Here is a 16,895-nt window from a genome sequence, read left to right as displayed (position 1 = left end):
CGTGCCGGCCCTTAAAATCATCTGCGTGATCATGTGTGCACCGCACGATGAACAATCAACCCAACTTGCGTGGGTCGCCTTAACAGATCATGGCTGACCGCGCCATGAAACTGATCGCCCGTACGCTCGCCATGTTTCTTATCGCGGCGCTGCTCGCCGCTTGTTCGGGGCCGTCCGCGCTGCCGCGCGCGCCGCTTGAGGGTGCGGCGATTGGCGGCCCCTTCACCCTGACCGATCAAGACGGCCGGCAGGTCAGCGATACCGCGTACAAGGGCAAATACCGCATCGTCTATTTTGGCTACACCTTCTGTCCCGACGTCTGCCCGGTCGATGTGCAGAATCTCGGCGCCGGACTGCGCCTGCTGGAAAAGAGCGATCCCGGTTTAGGTGCGAAAATCGTGCCGATCTTCATCTCGGTCGATCCCGAGCGCGATACGCCCGCAGCGCTCAAACAATTCGTCTCCGCCTTTCATCCGCGCATGGTCGGCCTGACCGGTAGCCCGGAGGCGATCGCCAAGGTCGCAAAGGCGTTTGCGATCTATTATAAAAAGGGCGATCCGGCGCCCGGCGGCGGTTATCTGATGGATCATTCGCGCGTTGCGTATCTGATGGACCCCGACGGCAAGCCGCTCGCGCTCCTGCCGCAGGACGGCAAGCCGGAGGCGATCGCCATCGAACTCAAGCGCTGGGTCAAGTGAGTCTGGTCATATGAGTGGCGCGTTCTGGGAAGATACGCCGTTAGAGAAGCTCGATCGCGGCCAGTGGGAAGCCCTGTGTGACGGCTGCGGCAAATGCTGTATCCACAAGCTTGAGGACGAGGAAACTGGTGAACTGATTCCGACCAATGTCGCGTGCCGCTTGCTCGACCGAGCCACCGCGCAATGCTCGAACTACCGCCACCGTCACGCATTCGTCAGCGAATGCGTCCGGCTGACGCGTGACAATGTGCATGAGATCGACTGGCTGCCCGATACCTGCGCCTATCGTTTGCGTCGCGACAACGAACCCTTGCCACGCTGGCATTATCTCGTGTGCGGCGATCGCGACGCGGTCCACCGTGCCGGTGAATCGGTGCGTGGCTGGACGATCTCCGAGGTTGATGCCGGAGAGTTGGAGCATCATATCGTCGACCGGCGCTTGTGATGGAGACGCTGTGACGGAAACGGTCGAAGTCGTCCGCAACGCGCGCGCGCGCCGCGCCAAGCTTTCGGTCGATCCGGCGAGCGGGCGGGTGCGCCTGACCCTGCCGCCGCGCGCACCGCTGAAAGCGGCGCTGCGCTGGGCCGAGGAACAGCGCGGTTGGGTCGAGGCACAGCGCGCGAAATTGCCGCAGGCGCGGCCCTTTGCGCCCGGTGCCGAGATCCCGTTCGACGATGCGATTCTAACGATCGACTGGCATGAGGCCCTGCCGCGCCGGGTCGTTCGCGAAGGAGCATTGCTTCGCTGCGGCGGACCGCTCGACGCCTTGTCGCGGCGGATCGAGACCTGGCTGAGACGTGAGGCGCTCCGTGTCCTGAGCGCGGAAACCGCCGAATTCGCCGCTCGCGCCGATGTAACCGTGACGCGCGTATCGATCGGCGATCCCCGCGCGCGCTGGGGCAGTTGTGCGTCGACCGGCGTGATCCGCTACAGCTGGCGGCTCATCCTGATGCCGCCCTTTGTGCGCCGCTCGACCGTTGCGCATGAGGTGGCGCACCGGGTCCATATGAATCACAGCGCTGAATTCCACGCACTCGCCGATGCCTTGACCGAAGGCGACCCGGCCGCATCGCGCGCCTGGCTGCGCGCCAACGGCGCGGCGCTTCACTGGTTCGGGCGGGTTTCCTGAGGCCGTTCGCGCGGCGTTTCCGGCGGTAGCGTCGCTGGGGGCCGGCCAGGTGCCGAGTTGGGACGCTGGGGCGGGGCCTGGTTGCGATCGAGCACCTTGTCGATCCAGTCCTGGTCGAGCCGTTCCTGCGGCCGGGGATTGGCGCCGCTGGTGGGTGGCACGGGCTGGCCGTCGGGATCGACCTGTGAATCGCCCTCGGACGGCTCGACCGCGGCACCGGGTTCGATCGGATTGCCGTCCTGATCGACAAACAGGCTGTTGTCCGCCTCACCGAAATAGGATTCCTCGTCGGGCTCGAGCTGCCATTCGGGCAGCGTGACCTGAGTGTCGAACTGCTCGACCGGGCGATTGGCCACTGCGATCTTCATGAAACCGGCAAAGGCGCGCGCCGGCGCGGTGCCGCCCTGCAGGCCGGGCACCACCTTGGCGTCGTCGCGGCCCATCCACACGCCGGTGGTCAGCCCGCTTGAAAAGCCGACGAACCAGCCATCCTTGTTCGACGTCGTCGTACCGGTCTTGCCCGCGACCGGTCGGCCGATCTGTGCCGCCTTACCGGTGCCGGTGTTGACCGCGGTCTGCAGCAGGTCGGTCATCTGCGCCGCGACATAAGGCGCGACCAGTACCTGGCTGCGATCGACTTCCTGCGCATAGATCGTCACGCCCTGCGCGGTAACCTTGGTGATGCCATAGGGCGTCACCGCGACGCCCTTGTTGGCGACGCTGGCAAAGGCGCGGGTCATGTCGATCAGGCGCACATCGGACGTGCCGAGCACCATCGCCGGATGGGTATCGACCGGCGTGGTGATGCCAAAACGGCGTGCCATGTCGGCGATCGTGCCGAAGCCGACCTCAAGCCCGAGCTTCGCCGCGATCGTGTTGACCGAATAGGCAAAGGCGGTGCGCAGCGTCATTTCGCCGCGATTGGCGCCCGACGAATTGCGCGGGCTCCAGCCCTTGATCGTGACCGGTTCGTCGACCAGCGTGTCTTCGGGTTTATGCCCGGCCTCGAGCGCGGCAAGATAGACGAACAGCTTGAACGCCGATCCCGGCTGACGCACAGCCTGAGTCGCGCGGTTATAGTTGGACGAGACATAATCGGTGCCGCCGACCATCGCGCGCACCGCGCCATCGCGATCGATCGATACCAATGCCCCTTGTGCATTTTTCGGTGCATTGGCGCGAACCGAGGCATCGGCCGCGCGCTGCATACCGAGGTCGAGCGTTGTCCACACCTCAAGCGGACGGGTCGTTTCGTCGATCAGTACCTCAAGCTGGGGCAGCGCCCAGTCGGTGAAGTATCGCACACTATTCTGTTTGGGCTCAGGCGCGAGCGTGACCGACGAGGGGTTGGCCTGAGCCGCCTGCGCGGCAGTGATCTTGCCGGTTTCCTGCATCAGCTTGATCACCACGCCGGCGCGGCCGATCGCCGCCTCGGCATCGGCGGTCGGCGAATAGCGCGACGGCGCCTTGACCAGACCGGCGACCACCGCCGCCTCATTCAAGTTCAGCGTATCGGCGCCATGCCCGAAGAAGCGGCGCGACGCGGCGTCGATGCCGTAAGCGCCGCCGCCAAAATAGACCTTGTTGAGATAGAGTTCGAGGATCTGGTCTTTGGTGAACTTGCGTTCGATCGCCAGGGCCAGGATCGCCTCTCGAATCTTGCGACCGAAATCATATTTGTTCGACAGGAAAATGGTCCGCGCGACCTGCTGCGTAATCGTCGATGCGCCCTGAAGTCGCTTGTCGGTGCCGCGATTATTGAAGGCGAGCTTGACCGCGCGCAGCACCCCGATCGGATCCACGCCGGGATGCGAGCGGAAACGGCGATCCTCGACCGAAACCATCGCGTCGCGCATCACCACAGGGATTTTGTCGTAGGGCAGCCATTCGCCATAGCTCGGCCCGAGCGACACGATGACCGTGCCATCGGCGGCGTGGACGCGGATCATCTGCCCATTGGGCGAGGATTTCAGCTCGTCGTAACTCGGCAGCTGCGCGCGTGCGACATAGACCGCGATGACCAGCGCGATCAGCCCAAGAAGGGCGAGCACGCCGAACACCTGCAGCGTTCGGACGAGCCGCCGACGCCATGGTCTGGACGATTTGGGCTTTGTTGAGGTGGCCATGAAGCTGCCGGAGATTACGCGCTAATCCCGTGGCTCACAAGCGGCCACGAGAACCAGCTTAATCCTTCCATGCCCAGTAAAGCTGTGCCGGCGGCAGGTTCCACCATTCCATCGTGTGTTCGACGCGCGGAATATAGGGCGCGATGAAATCATAGCATTTGGGCGAATATTGATAGACCAGGAAGGCGCCACCGGGCCGGAGCACATCGGCGGTCGCTGCGCCGATCGCATCGCCCACGCCAGCCGGTAAGGTTGAAAAAGGCAAGCCCGACAGGACATAATCGGCCTGCTCGAAACCATGATCGGTGATGATCTGGCGCACATCGGCGGCCGAACCATTGACCACGGTGAAGCGCGGATCGACGATTTCGTGGCGCAGATAGCGGACGAAATCGGGATTGGTGTCGATCGCGATATATTTTGCGTCGGGGCCCAGTTTTTCGAGCACCGACGAGCAGAAGGTACCCACACCGGGGCCATATTCGACGAACAATTTGGTGTTTTGCCAATCGACTCGGGAAAGCACCTTACGCACCAGCTTGCCGGACGAGGGGAAGATTGCCCCCACCATCACCGGATGCTTGATAAAGCCTTTCAGGAACATCCCCATGGGTGAGGGGACACCTGCGGCGCGAAGGCGCCGACGGCGTTGAGCGGCGGTGGATGCTGGCATCATGGTCCTGTTCGTAAGGGAAATAGACGTGTCGGTTTCACCCGTCGCAAACTTGTAACGAACATTCAAGCGATCGGGTTGCTTCTCGTCTGCTGTCGGGCTTGCGTGACCTCGCGATTCGCCTAAGCGAGGCACATGCACGACGACCGGACGAATGCGATGAAAAAGCTGGCGACCCGCCGGCTCGTCCATCGTGAAATTGGGGCTCCGCACGCCTCGGGCCTGCGGCGATGAAGCCCGCAACCCCCGTCAATCGCGACTTCATCTTACTGTTCCTCGTCATGCTGACGATCGCGGCGGGCAATACCGCGCTGCAATCGGTGCTGCCCGCGCTCGGCCGCTCGCTGAAAGTGCCCGACAGCGCGGTCGCTGCCGCTTTTTCCGTTTCGGCCTTGCTGTGGGTGATGTCCGCCCCTTTCTGGGCGAATCGGTCCGACCGCCACGGGCGGCGCGCGATGATCCTGCTCGGCGTCGGCGGCTTCACCATCTCGCTGCTGCTGTGCGGAATCGTGCTAACGGCGGGAATCAATGGCTGGATCGGCGGCACGGCGGCGTTCCTGACCTTCATCCTCGGCCGGCTCATCTATGGCAGCTTCGGCTCGGCGGCGCCGCCGGCGGTGCAGGCGCTGGTCGCCGGGCGCACGACGCGTGAGGAGCGCACCCGTGCGCTGACCCTGCTCGGATCGGCGTTTGGGCTGGGCACGATCCTCGGGCCGGCGATCGCGCCCTATCTGACGCTCGGTCATGTTGGTGGGATTGAGATCGGGCTCGCCGGCCCGGCTTATTTCGGCGCGGCATTTGGCGCGTGCATCTTCCTCGCTGTGCGCCGCATGTTGCCCAACGACCTGATCGCAGAGCCCGGCACTCATGGGGCGGCGAATGCCTATCCCTCGATCGGCGGGCAGGCGAGCGGTGCGAGCGTTACCGCCGCCACGCATAGCCACGACCAGCGCGTCGGTTATGCCGATCCGCGCATCCGCGCCTGGATGATCATGGGTCTGGTCATGGGCCATGCCCAGGCGATGACCGGTCAGGCGATCGGTTTCCTGGTGATCGACCGGCTGAACGTCGCGCCGATCGAGGCGTTACAGCCGACCGGCATCGTGCTGATGATGGGCGCGGGATCGTCCCTGTTGGTGTAATGGGGCCTGATTCCGTTGCTCAATCTGACGCCGCGCCGATTGGTCCTCGCCGGCCTGGTGGTCGCGGCGATCGGCACCGCCATGACGGGAATCGCCACCTCGCTCTACGGCATCGCGCTTGCTTATGCGATTGCCTCGGCCGGGTTCGGCTTCGTCCGCCCTGGCTTCACCGCCGGATCGTCGCTCGCCGTCGGGCCTGAATCGCAAGGATCGGTGGCGGGCAAGGTCACGTCGATCAACGGTGCGTCATTCGTGCTTGGCCCGTCGATCGGTGTCGGCCTGTATGAGGCGCAACATTCGCTGCCTTATCTGACCGCGAGCGCCGGGCTGCTGATCCTGATCCTCTATGCCTGGAAAAGCCTGAAAGCCCCTGCGTTGGACGATTAGTCGGGTACGGCCGGTGCATGTCGTCGCGCACCGATCGACGCGCCAAGGGCGTAGAGGGCAAGCGCGATCCAGATCAGCGCAAATGCGCCGATCTGCGCCGGATAAAGTTTCTCGCCATAAACGAACACCGCCAGCACCAGCTGAAGTGTCGGCGCGATATATTGCAGCAGTCCCAGATCGGTATAACGCACGCGCTTCGCCGCCGCGGCAAACAGCAGCAGCGGCAATGCGGTGAGGATTCCGGTAGCGACCAGGAGCGGCACGCCCGGTCCGTTGGCGGACAGTGCCGTGCCAGCGAGCAGGAGCCAGCCCAGCGCCGGCGGTGTGAGGATCGCGGTTTCAATCAGCAGGCCGTCGATCGCATCCACCGGCGTGATCTTGCGGATCAAACCGTAGAATCCGAACGAGAAAGCGAGCGTCAGCGGAATGACCGGTATCCCGCCCTGCCAGATGGCGAGGAAAAGCACCGCAGCGGTCGCGATGATCACCGCGATCGCTTCGATCCGGCCGAGCCGCTCGCGCAGGATCACCACGCCGAGTACGACATTGACCAGCGGGTTGATGAAATAACCGAGACTGGCCTCGGCGACATGGCCGCCATTTACCGCCACGATATAGCAAAGCCAGTTGATGGCGATCAGCGCCGCCGACCCGGTGAGCGCGAGCAACAGGCGCGGGGTCCGCACGATCCTGAGCAGCGCCGGCCCATGACGAAGCGCTGCCGCCAGCAGGGCCAGCAACAGCAGCGACCAGAGGATGCGGTGCGCGAGGATGTCCGGCGCCGGCAGCGGCTTGAGCAGCTTCAGGAACGCGGGCAGCAAGCCCCAGATCGAAAAGGCGGCGACGCCTAATAGAATCCCGGGATTGGTCTTCCTGCTGCGCGCCACCGTTTCCGCCGGACGAGATTCCGATCGGTCGGTCAATCAGTCCCCTTCGGGCCACGCGGCCGCAACTGGCCGGGCGTGATGAAGCCAATCGGCTGCAATGCTGACGCATCCTGCTTCAGTCGCGACGCCATCTGCTCGTAATCGCGCTCCATCTCGGGGGTGACCGAAGCGCGCGATTCGTCGAGCGCCTCTTCGAAATGCGCCATCGTCACTTCAGCAACGCTGAGCGACTGGCGCAGCGCGACGAGGCCTGCGCGGCGCACCAGATCCTCGAGATCGGCCCCAGTGAAGCGGTCGGTCCGCTCGGCCAGCGAATCGAGGTCGACATCGCCGGCAAGCGGCATCTTGCCGGTCTGGATCGCCAGGATACGCCGGCGGCCGTCCTTGTCGGGCACACCGACATAGATCAGCTCGTCGAACCGACCTGGACGGAGCAGCGCCGGATCGATCAGGTTCGGCCGGTTGGTCGCGCCGATCACGACGACCGATTGCAACTCCTCCAACCCGTCCATCTCGGCCAGGATGGTATTGACCACCCGTTCGGTGACTTGCGGTTCGCCAAGGCCGCCGCCGCGTGCGGGAACGAGCGAATCGAGTTCGTCGATGAAGATCACGCACGGTGCGACCTGACGGGCGCGGCTGAACAGCTTGGCGATCTGCTGTTCGCTCTCGCCATACCATTTGCTCAGCAGGTCGGATGATTTGGTGGCGATGAAATTCGCCTCCGCCTCGCGCGCGACCGCCTTGGCGAGCAGAGTCTTGCCGGTCCCGGGCGGTCCATAGAGCAGGAAACCCTTGGCCGGCCGGATGCCGAGGCGGCGGAACGCATCGGGATCCTTGAGCGGCAGTTCGACGCCTTCCTTCAAGCGCATCTGCGCCTTGTCGAGTCCGCCGACATCCTCCCAGCGGACGCGCGGCGCTTCGACCATCACCTCACGCATCGCGCTTGGCTGGACACGTTTCAGCGCATCGAGGAAATCCTCGCGTGTGACGGCGAGTGTATCGAGCACCTCGGGCGGAATCGTGCCTTCTGCGAGATTGAGCCGCGGCATGATCTTGCGCACCGCCTCGATCGCCGCCTCGCGCGCGAGCGCGGCAAGGTCGGCGCCGACAAAGCCGTAAGTGGTTCGCGCAAGCTCGCCGAGATCGACCTTGTCGCCAAGCGGCATCCCGCGTGTGTGGATCCCGAGAATCTCGCGACGGCCGCGCTCGTCGGGCACACCAACGACGATCTCGCGGTCGAACCGGCCGGGCCGACGCAGTGCTTCGTCGATCGCTTCGGGGCGATTTGTCGCGGCGATCACCACCACATTGGTGCGCGCTTCGAGCCCGTCCATCAGCGTCAACAATTGCGCGACGAGGCGCTTTTCCGCCTCGCCCGACACTTGGCCGCGTTTCGGCGCGATCGAATCGATCTCGTCGATGAACACGATCGATGGCGACGCCTTGGCCGCGTCCTCGAACACCTGGCGCAGCTTGCTTTCCGATTCGCCATAGGCCGACCCCATGATCTCGGGGCCGTTGATCAGAAAGAACTCGGCGGCGCTCTCATTGGCGACGGCGCGTGCGAGGCGTGTCTTGCCGGTACCGGGCGGCCCATGCAGCAAGACGCCCTTGGGCGGATCGACGCCGAGCCGCTGGAACAGTTCGGGATAACGCAGCGGCAATTCGACCATCTCGCGCAACTGATCGATCGTCGGGCCCATGCCGCCGATATCGTCATAGGTGACGTCGGCGCGGCGCGCTTCCTTCGGCTCCTCATATTCGGGGCGCAGCTCGATCTCGGTATTCTCATCGACATGCACGACACCCTTGGGCGTGGTGGCGATCACCGAGAGGCGGATCTCCTGCAGCGCATAAGCGGGAGCGCGAAGGAATTGCTGTACACCGGGCGGCATATTGTCGACGCGCTGCTGGCCGGCGGTCGCGACGACGTCACCCTGGCACAGCGGCCGGCCGAAGAACGTGCGCTTCAACGCGTTGGATGACCCCTGCAGACGCAGGTTCTGCTGAGCGGGTGCGAAAACGACGCGCGTCGCCGGTTTGGATTCGACCTTGCGCACTTCGACGAAATCACCCGCGCCCGCGCCGGCATTGGCGCGCTGCAGGCCGTCGATGCGGATGATCTCCAGTCCTTCATCTTCGTGATATGGCGCAACCGCACGCGCCGGCGTAGTCGATTTCCCGACAATCTCGATCACATCGCCCTCGGCCAGGCCGAGCGCCATCATCAGCGCACGCGGAATATGCGCGAGCCCGCGGCCGCTGTCTTCAGGTCGCGCATTGGCGACCTGCAATTTGTGGACCGGTGATTCACTATCGGCCATGAGACTCCCCTCGCCAGACTTGGCTGTTGAGCGCGTGAGATAGGGAGCGGGTTCCGGCAATACGAGAGTGCAACAATGGTTGCGTCGTCACTGAGACGCCAACCTGTTGAAAAAGACAAAAAAAGGGCCGACCCCAAAGGATCGGCCTTGAAAGTTTTAGGAGAGGATGCCTGAAAGGCACCGTCTTTGTGCGCCGCCACAGTTTATTGTGCAAGTGCGAAAAGAGCGACGGTGATTGCGTTTCATGCAACTACTGGTGATAACAGTACGAGGGGGGATGGAAGGTTTCGAGGATAGGGTATATGGTGCAGCGCACAATTAGGCGGGGTTTTCATGCGTAGATTGCCGCCATTGACCGCAATCGAGGCCTTTGTGCAGGTGGCTCGGCTGGGGTCGATCAAGGCGGCTTCCGCCGAACTCGCGCTGTCGCCACCCGCGCTCAGCCGGCGCGTTCAGGCGCTCGAACGTTTTATCGACAAGCCATTGTTCGAACGCCGCCATCAGGCGGTGGTGCTCAATGCCGATGGCGAACGCCTGCTCGCGCAGATTGCGCCGACGATCGACAGCCTGTCCGACGCGGTCGAATCGATGATGGGGGGCAGCGATGTGCTGCGTCTCCGGCTCGGCATCATGCCGTTGTTCGCATCGCAGCGACTATTTCCGAAGCTCGGCGAATTGCGCGCAAGGCATCCCGAACTTCATCTCGATATCGACACTGCCGGACACGGCGTGATGCGGCTCGGCGATGGACTCGATGCGGTGATCGCACTGGCGCGCGACATCGATCCCGGACTTTATGCCAAGCGGCTCGATCGCAATTCGGTTTATGTCATCGGCGCACGCGCACTGATCGAGGGTGACAATCCGGTCACCGATCCGGCGCAGATTAAGTCGCTGACCGCATTGGTCCATCGCGACATGCCCGACACGTTCAGCGCGTGGCGCCATGCGGCGGGGCTCGGCGACCTCGAGCCGCTGGCGATCGATCATTTCGATTCGGGGCCATTGATGCTCGAAGCGGCGGCGCAGGGTCTCGGCATCGCCTTCATGCATGAAAGCCATTTCGAGGATGCGCATGACGACCGGCTGGTGCGGCTGTTCGATATCGAGGTCGAAAGCCCGTACAGCTATTGGTTCGTGTGCCGCCCGCGCGCGCTGAGCCTGCGGCCGGTCAAGCTGTTCCACGACTGGCTGATCGAGGCCGTCGCGGAGAAATAGGACGGGCCGGCCGTTCGACCGGCCCATAGGTCGGTTATGCGGCGCGCATCGATACGATCTTGCCCGGGCTGCGCGGTGGCTCGCCTTTGGGCAGCGCGTCGACATGCTCCATGCCCTCGGTTACTTCGCCCCATACGGTGTACTGACCGTCGAGGAAGCGGGCATCATCGAGGCAGATGAAGAACTGGCTGTTGGCCGAATTCGGGCTCTGCGCGCGCGCCATCGACGCCACACCGCGGACATGCGGTTCTTTGGAGAATTCGGCGGGCAAATTGGGATGCTTGTCCGATCCGTGCATGCCGGTGCCGGTCGGATCGCCGCCCTGCGCCATGAAGCCGGGGATCACGCGGTGGAACACGACGCCGTCGTAGAAGCCGTCATTGGCCAGCTCGACAATGCGCGCGACATGCTGTGGCGCGAGGTCGGGGCGAAGCTTGATCGTCACGGTGCCGCTCTCGAGCGTCAGCGTCAGGGTTTCGGGGGTGTCGGCCATGTCGGGCTCCTGAAAGGGGAAACCCGCGCCGTAGCGATCCGCGCCACGGCTGGCAAATCGGGTGTTGCCGCTCATGCTCACCACAAGGGAGATCGGGAGGAGCGAGGGTCGCGTCATACCCCTCCCGACCGGCTTGTGAGCCGTCATCCTCCTATCCGCTCGCTTTTCGCCAGTCCTCTGACAAAGGCCGTCAGTCCGGATTGGCATAATTGCCTCAGGACGTTAGACCGCCCCGGCACCGGGCGCGCCATATCGGCAAGGGAGGTCCCAAGATGAGCGAGACCGACCTGACGCCGGACGAAGACGAGGTCGAAACCGGCCAGCTCGACGAAGACGATCGGCTCAAGCCCGAATTCGTGCGTGCGGTGCTCGACGCGGTCGAGGCGGGTGATGACGAGGCAGCACGCGCCTTGGTCGAGCCGCTCCATCCGGCCGATATCGCCGATCTGTTCGAACTGACTCCGAACGAGCGCCGTGGCGACCTCGCGAAAGCGATTACCGACCTGCTCGATGGCGATGTGTTCGCCGAGATGAACGATTATGTCCGCGAGGACCTGATTGATTCGCTCAGCGCGACTCAGGTCGCCGACATCGCCTCCGAACTCGATACCGACGATGCCGTCGCGATCATCGAGGACATGGAAGAAGACGAGCAGCGCGCCGTGCTTCGCGCGCTCGACCCCGACGATCGCGCCGCGATCGAGGAGGCCCTGTCCTATCCGGAGGAATCGGCCGGTCGATTGATGCAGCGCGAGCTGATCGCGGTGCCCGAACATTGGACGGTGGGCGACGCGATCGATTATCTGCGCGGTCATGAGGAACTGACCACCGATTTCTGGGAAATCTTCGTCGTTGATCCTGGTCACAAACCGGTCGGCACATGTCAGCTCTCCTGGATCCTGCGTACTCCGCGCACCGTGTCGATCGCGGATGTAATGAAGCGCGAACAGACATTGATTCCGGTCGATATGGACCAGGAAGAGGTCGCGTTGCGGTTCCAGAAATATGCGCTGATCTCCGCCGCCGTGGTCGATGCGGGCGGGCGGCTGGTCGGTATGATCACGGTCGATGACATCGTCCACATCATTTCCGAAGAAGCGGGTGAAGATATCCTGCGCCTGTCGGGCGCCGGCGAAGGCGACATCAACGAACCGATCGCGCTGACCGTGCGCACCCGGATCACCTGGCTGGTCGTCAATCTCGGCACTGCGATGCTCGCGGCGTCGGTGGTTGGGGCGTTTCGGGGCGAAATCGCCAGATTCGCGCTGCTCGCGGTGCTGATGCCGATCGTCTCGGGCATGGGCGGCAATGCCGGCACCCAGACCTTGGCGGTGGTGGTGCGCGCGCTGGCGACCAATCAGCTGACCAGTTCCAACACCGCACGCATGATCCTGCGCGAATTCCGCATCGCCGCCGCCAATGGCGCGATGCTTGGGATCTTGATCGGCATGGGCACCTGGCTGATCTTCGGCAACTCTGATCTCGCGATCGTTATCGCCATGGCGATGGTGATCAACAATCTCGTCGCCGGCCTGTCTGGTGTGCTGATCCCGGTCGGGCTCGAACGCGCCGGGGTCGATCCGGCGGTGTCCTCGGCGGTGTTCGTGACCATGATGACTGATGTGATGGGATTCTTCTGTTTCCTCGGGCTCGCATCGCTCTGGGGGCTTGGCGGCTAGCCGCCGGCGACCCATTTCGGACAGATGCCGCTTCATCTCACCAAAGTCGCGTTCGGCGCGACCAGCCTCGATCACCTCGCCGAACGGCTGCTCGCGCGCGCCGAAGCGGGGCCAGTGTTTCTGACGACGCGCTACCTGCCCAAACGGCATGAGGAAATCATCGGTGGTGGTTCGCTATTCTGGATCATCAAGCATCAACTCGTGGCGCGGTCGCCGATCCTGCATTTCGGCGACGCGGAAGGCGGTAAGGTCGCGATCCATATCGATCCGAAGCTGGTGTTCACCCATGCGCGGCCGAAACGCGCGCATCAGGGCTGGCGCTATCTCGAGGACGCCGATGCGCCGGTCGATCTCGGCGTGGATGAAGTGGCCGGCGACGTGATGCCCGCCGCATTGATGGGCAAGCTGTCCGGGCTTGGCCTTATCTAGACGGTTTGAGTTTACCGCATGTCACCGGGCCCCCGGCGATCGCCCGGACCGTGCAGGCGGGGTCGCCCGTGACAATCACCGCGCCTAGCCCCGTCGTGGTCACCGACGCGGTATAACGCGCCGCGGCGCGCGTTTCGCCGGTGCCGTCGAGGCGTACGACCAGATCACTGACGTCGAGCGCACTGGCGTCGATCGAACCCGAGCCGTTGGTCAGAAGGCGGGTCTTTGCAGCGCGGCCGTTCAGCGTGATGTTGCCGGTGCCGATCACCGTCGCATTCAACTGGTCGGCCGCGATATCGGAAACAACCAGCACGCCGGAGCCGTTGATCGAAAGGTCGATGCGCTGGCCATTCATGCCGTTGACGGTCAGCCGCGCGCCGGCATTGACGTTGGCTGCGCGCAGCATCGGCGTGGACAGTGTGACGATTGGGGCCTTGCGCGCAGCTCCGGGCGTTTCGCCCCAGCCTTCATTGCCGATCCGGACGATCAGCGTCGTGCCCTCGACTCTGATGACGAGCTGGTCGAGCGTACGGACATCGGCATCGGCATGCGCGCCGGGCGCCTTGCCCGTGTCGAGCCGGACGTCGAACGGGCCATCGATGCGGATGCGGTCGAAACTGCCGACCGAATAATTGCGCTCGGCAGCATCGGCGCTGGCCGCCGCGCCGACGGACAACAGGACAAGCAGGGCGGCGAGCGAATGGCGGATCATGCGACCTGCATCGCACCGATCCGCCATGCTGCCAAGCATATCGGGCAAGCATATCGAGATTGTTCGAAATGTGCGGTCAGCGCATTTCAAACGAAATTCAACCGCAGCGCACCTCGCCCGATCCCATCTTGCTGGTCTTGCATTTCGCGCCCTTGCCCAGATCGACATCGCCGGACCCCATGACCGACACATCGGCTGGGCCAGCCACATCGGCCTTGGCGCTGCCCGATCCCGCGATCGAGACGCTCGCGCCCTCGGCCTTGACGCCCCCGGCGTCGATGTCGCCGGATCCGGCAATCTCCATCGACAATTGCTTGGCGGTGCCCGTCAAGCTCATATTGCCCGATCCGGCGATCGAGAATTTGGCGGTCTGCACATTCAGTGCGGCAACCGCCAGATTACCCGATCCCGCGGTCTCGCCAGTGAAGCTTTGCCCTTCGACGCGGTCGATCGCCAGATTGCCCGATCCGGCGATGCCCGCCTGGGCGATCCGCGGCATGGTCACGAAGACCTTCACGCCGTTATGTTTGCCACCGCCCCAGTTGAAGCCAGTGCCGTTGATCCGGCCGACCTTCAGCGTGCTGCCGACCTTCTCGATCTTGAGCTTGTCGAGTTCTTCGGACGCGCCCTCGGCACGGACCGAGAATCCGGTGCCGACGCGAATATCGACATCGTCCGATCCGCGCAGGTCGACCTGGTCGAAATCGGTGACGGCGAAGGTGCGTGTCGTACTGCTGCCCGATCCCGGCAGGCCCGGCTTGCTGTCGGCAGCATCGGAGCCATACGAACAGGCCGCAAGCGGCAGGGCGGCGATCAGGGTGAAAAGGCGCATCGAAACTCTCCCAGTGTGTGTTGGTTTGATAACACACTGATCGTCACGGTGCAAATATATAACGGGGCAAATAGGAAGGGGACTAATGAAAAGGGCGGCCATCGCTGGCCGCCCTTTTCATTATCCGGTCAAAAATCCCGATCAGGCGGGAATCTTGTCCTTGTTGTGGATTGCCGCGGCCTTGCGCAGGATCTCGAGGATCTTTTCCTGTGCGGTCGGCTCGTCGACCTGCTCCATCGCGGCGAGTTCGCGTGCGAGGCGGCTGGTCGCGCCTTCGAAGATCTGACGCTCCGAATAGCTCTGCTCGGGCTGGTCGTCGGCACGGAACAGATCGCGGACCACTTCGGCGATCGACACCAGGTCGCCCGAATTGATCTTGGCTTCATATTCCTGCGCACGGCGCGACCACATGGTGCGCTTGACGCGCGGCTTGCCGGTCAGCGTGTCGAGCGCCTCGCGCAGCGTCTTGTCGGAGGAAAGCTTGCGCATCCCGACCGATTCAGCCTTGTTGGTGGGCACGCGCAATGTCATGCGTTCTTTCTCGAAACGCAGCACATAGAGTTCGAGCTGCATGCCGGCGATTTCCTGCCGCTGCAGTTCGATGACACGGCCGACGCCGTGCTTTGGATAAACGACATAATCGCCGACGTCGAAGGACAGCGCCTTGGCAGCCATTCCGTTGAGCCTTTCTGTGGACCGGTGCCCCCGAGGAAGCGCGACGGCCACGATGCCGGATGCGCGCGATAGGGGAATGTTGATTTCAGTACGTCTCCAGACTGGAAGAACGCGCAACCGTGCCTTCCGTCTCCGGCTATTTAACACAGTCGTAATAAAATTACCAGCCAAACCTGCTTTTTTCGCGTTGCGCCTTCCGTCGATTGTCACAGTTCGTGCCCGGCGATAGGAATCGCGTATGATCATGTCGTCGGCCATATTATTGCTGTTAGGTCAGGGTGGCCAGGCGGTTCCGCTTGTATCGCCGGAAGTTCATGCACTGGCTCAGCGGGCCAATAACCTGGGTGGCGAAGCCTTGGTCGAAAAGCTTGAGAAACTTGCTGTGGGCGGCGATGCCAGTGCAAACGAGTTTCTCGGTGAGATATTCAATCGGGGCGGTTTTGCTGGATTGGCTGCCGACCCAGCCCGCGCCTGCAACTATTTTAAACGCACTGCGACAGTGCGTGGCGATTCGGCTCAGAACCTCGCTCAATGTCTTTACAACGGGCGCGGTATGACGCGTGATCTACCGCGAGCCCGGTTATTATATCGTCAGGCTCAAGAGCTGGGCTATCCGAAATCTGGCTGCGCGTTGGGCAACATGATGATCAAGGGCGAAGGCGGGGTACGCGATCCTGCCGCTGGCCTTGCACTGTGTAGGGCTGGTGCAGCGGCGGGTGATCCCGATGCCGCGACCGATCTGGGCGGCTATCTGTTGACCGGTGAACATATTGCCAAGGATGCGGTTGAGGCTCGACGCTGGCTGACTGACGCCGCCCAGCAGAAACAGCCGAACGCGGCCTTTCTGTTGGGGCAGATATATTGGAATGGGGACGGCGTGCCGCTGGACAGGGTGGTCGCGGCTCGCTGGTGGAGGGTCGCCTATGATAACGGCCGGCCGGATGCTGCCTTGATGCTGGGACGCGAGGCGTTCTCGCGCATGCTGATCAAGCGCGATGGAAAGAACTTTGTCGACAAGGCTGCCATGGAGGAGGCCCGGCAATGGCTGACGCTGGCCGCTTCGGCCGACAAATACGCGGCGCAGCGTACTGAGGCGCAGCAGCTGCTGAAGACACTCGACGATCTGGCAAAAGACCGGGACTAGTCCCCCGCACCAGGGTCGGGCGAGAAGAACTTGTCGAATTTACCCTCTTCGCCCTTGTGCTCGTCGGCATCCGCCGGGGTCTGATCGTTCTTGCGCGTGACATTGGGCCATTGCGCAGAGAAGGTGTTGTTGAGCTCCATCCATTGCTCGAGACCGGATTCGGTATCGGGCAGGATTGCCTCTGCCGGGCATTCGGGTTCGCACACGCCGCAATCGATGCATTCGCTCGGGTTGATGACGAGCATGTTCTCGCCTTCATAGAAACAGTCGACGGGGCACACCTCGACACAGTCCATATACTTGCACTTGATGCAGGCGTCGGTGACGACGTAGGTCATAGCGG

General features: G+C 63.3%; 16 protein-coding genes and 1 pseudogene. 8 read left to right on the top strand and 9 right to left on the bottom strand.

Annotated elements, in window-relative coordinates:
* The first annotated feature begins 89 nt into the window (after positions 1–89).
* The 3 genes from G4G27_RS19035 to G4G27_RS19025 are packed head-to-tail and all read left to right on the top strand — an operon-like array spanning position 90 to position 1,828.
* Complete coding sequence (locus tag G4G27_RS19035) at positions 90–698, top strand: SCO family protein (protein WP_183110086.1); 609 nt, start codon at positions 90–92, stop codon at positions 696–698.
* A 10-nt stretch (positions 699–708) separates the two neighbouring features.
* On the top strand, positions 709–1,143 hold the full coding sequence (locus G4G27_RS19030) for a YcgN family cysteine cluster protein (protein WP_183110085.1): 435 nt from the start codon (positions 709–711) through the stop codon (positions 1,141–1,143).
* A 10-nt stretch (positions 1,144–1,153) separates the two neighbouring features.
* Positions 1,154–1,828 (top strand): SprT family zinc-dependent metalloprotease, encoded by a 675-nt coding sequence (locus G4G27_RS19025; RefSeq protein ID WP_183110084.1) that lies wholly within the window; start codon positions 1,154–1,156, stop codon positions 1,826–1,828.
* Here the strand turns inward: G4G27_RS19025 and G4G27_RS19020 are convergent.
* A complete protein-coding gene (locus tag G4G27_RS19020) occupies positions 1,804–3,954 on the bottom strand; it encodes a PBP1A family penicillin-binding protein (protein WP_183110083.1) in 2,151 nt (716 codons plus the stop codon). The genes G4G27_RS19025 and G4G27_RS19020 overlap by 25 nt on opposite strands.
* 58 nt (positions 3,955–4,012) lie before the next feature.
* Positions 4,013–4,627 (bottom strand): methyltransferase domain-containing protein, encoded by a 615-nt coding sequence (locus G4G27_RS19015; RefSeq protein ID WP_183113911.1) that lies wholly within the window; start codon positions 4,625–4,627, stop codon positions 4,013–4,015.
* A 230-nt stretch (positions 4,628–4,857) separates the two neighbouring features.
* On the opposite strand from G4G27_RS19015, the pseudogene G4G27_RS19010 reads away from it, so the two are divergent.
* Positions 4,858–6,156: pseudogene (locus tag G4G27_RS19010) on the top strand (MFS transporter).
* Here the strand turns inward: G4G27_RS19010 and rarD are convergent.
* The gene (rarD, locus tag G4G27_RS19005; protein ID WP_244624415.1) at positions 6,153–7,079 is read right to left on the bottom strand and encodes an EamA family transporter RarD; all 927 of its coding nucleotides are present in this window, start codon (positions 7,077–7,079) and stop codon (positions 6,153–6,155) included. The pseudogene G4G27_RS19010 and the gene rarD overlap by 4 nt on opposite strands.
* Entirely contained in the window at positions 7,076–9,370 is a 2,295-nt protein-coding gene (locus G4G27_RS19000) for a CDC48 family AAA ATPase (RefSeq protein WP_183110082.1), read from the bottom strand. The genes rarD and G4G27_RS19000 overlap by 4 nt, the downstream gene beginning before the upstream one ends.
* A gap of 333 nt (positions 9,371–9,703) precedes the next feature.
* Between G4G27_RS19000 and G4G27_RS18995 the strand changes: the two genes are divergently transcribed.
* Positions 9,704–10,588, top strand: a complete 885-nt coding sequence (locus tag G4G27_RS18995) for a LysR substrate-binding domain-containing protein (RefSeq protein ID WP_183110081.1) — start codon at positions 9,704–9,706, stop codon at positions 10,586–10,588.
* 34 nt (positions 10,589–10,622) lie between these two features.
* Here G4G27_RS18995 and G4G27_RS18990 read toward each other — a convergent pair whose 3' ends face one another.
* A complete protein-coding gene (locus tag G4G27_RS18990) occupies positions 10,623–11,081 on the bottom strand; it encodes a peptidylprolyl isomerase (RefSeq protein WP_183110080.1) in 459 nt (152 codons plus the stop codon).
* Positions 11,082–11,353: 272 nt separating this feature from the next.
* On the opposite strand from G4G27_RS18990, the gene mgtE reads away from it, so the two are divergent.
* Together mgtE and G4G27_RS18980 are read left to right on the top strand one after the other, a co-directional pair.
* On the top strand, positions 11,354–12,760 hold the full coding sequence (gene mgtE / locus G4G27_RS18985; protein ID WP_183110079.1) for a magnesium transporter: 1,407 nt from the start codon (positions 11,354–11,356) through the stop codon (positions 12,758–12,760).
* A 24-nt stretch (positions 12,761–12,784) separates the two neighbouring features.
* Entirely contained in the window at positions 12,785–13,189 is a 405-nt protein-coding gene (locus G4G27_RS18980; RefSeq protein WP_183110078.1) for a DUF1489 domain-containing protein, read from the top strand.
* On the opposite strand, the gene G4G27_RS18975 is transcribed toward G4G27_RS18980, so the two are convergent.
* The 3 genes from G4G27_RS18975 to G4G27_RS18965 form a co-directional block, all read right to left on the bottom strand.
* A complete protein-coding gene (locus G4G27_RS18975; protein WP_183110077.1) occupies positions 13,182–13,901 on the bottom strand; it encodes a DUF2807 domain-containing protein in 720 nt (239 codons plus the stop codon). The genes G4G27_RS18980 and G4G27_RS18975 overlap by 8 nt on opposite strands.
* A 97-nt stretch (positions 13,902–13,998) precedes the next feature.
* Positions 13,999–14,733, bottom strand: a complete 735-nt coding sequence (locus tag G4G27_RS18970; RefSeq protein ID WP_183110076.1) for a head GIN domain-containing protein — start codon at positions 14,731–14,733, stop codon at positions 13,999–14,001.
* Positions 14,734–14,874: 141 nt separating this feature from the next.
* A complete protein-coding gene (locus G4G27_RS18965) occupies positions 14,875–15,408 on the bottom strand; it encodes a CarD family transcriptional regulator (RefSeq protein WP_183113909.1) in 534 nt (177 codons plus the stop codon).
* 238 nt (positions 15,409–15,646) lie between these two features.
* On the opposite strand from G4G27_RS18965, the gene G4G27_RS18960 reads away from it, so the two are divergent.
* Positions 15,647–16,552 (top strand): tetratricopeptide repeat protein, encoded by a 906-nt coding sequence (locus G4G27_RS18960; protein WP_183110075.1) that lies wholly within the window; start codon positions 15,647–15,649, stop codon positions 16,550–16,552.
* On the opposite strand, the gene fdxA is transcribed toward G4G27_RS18960, so the two are convergent.
* The gene (gene fdxA, locus G4G27_RS18955; RefSeq protein ID WP_183110074.1) at positions 16,549–16,890 is read right to left on the bottom strand and encodes a ferredoxin FdxA; all 342 of its coding nucleotides are present in this window, start codon (positions 16,888–16,890) and stop codon (positions 16,549–16,551) included. The two genes, G4G27_RS18960 and fdxA, sit on opposite strands and share 4 nt — an antisense overlap.
* Between the last annotated feature and the right edge of the window lie 5 nt (positions 16,891–16,895).

The sequence above is a fragment of the Sphingomonas sp. So64.6b genome, assembly GCF_014171475.1.
GTDB classification, from domain to species: domain Bacteria; phylum Pseudomonadota; class Alphaproteobacteria; order Sphingomonadales; family Sphingomonadaceae; genus Sphingomonas; species Sphingomonas alpina_A.
Note: the sequence above shows the minus strand (reverse complement) of the source record. Positions and strands in the feature narration are given on the sequence as shown.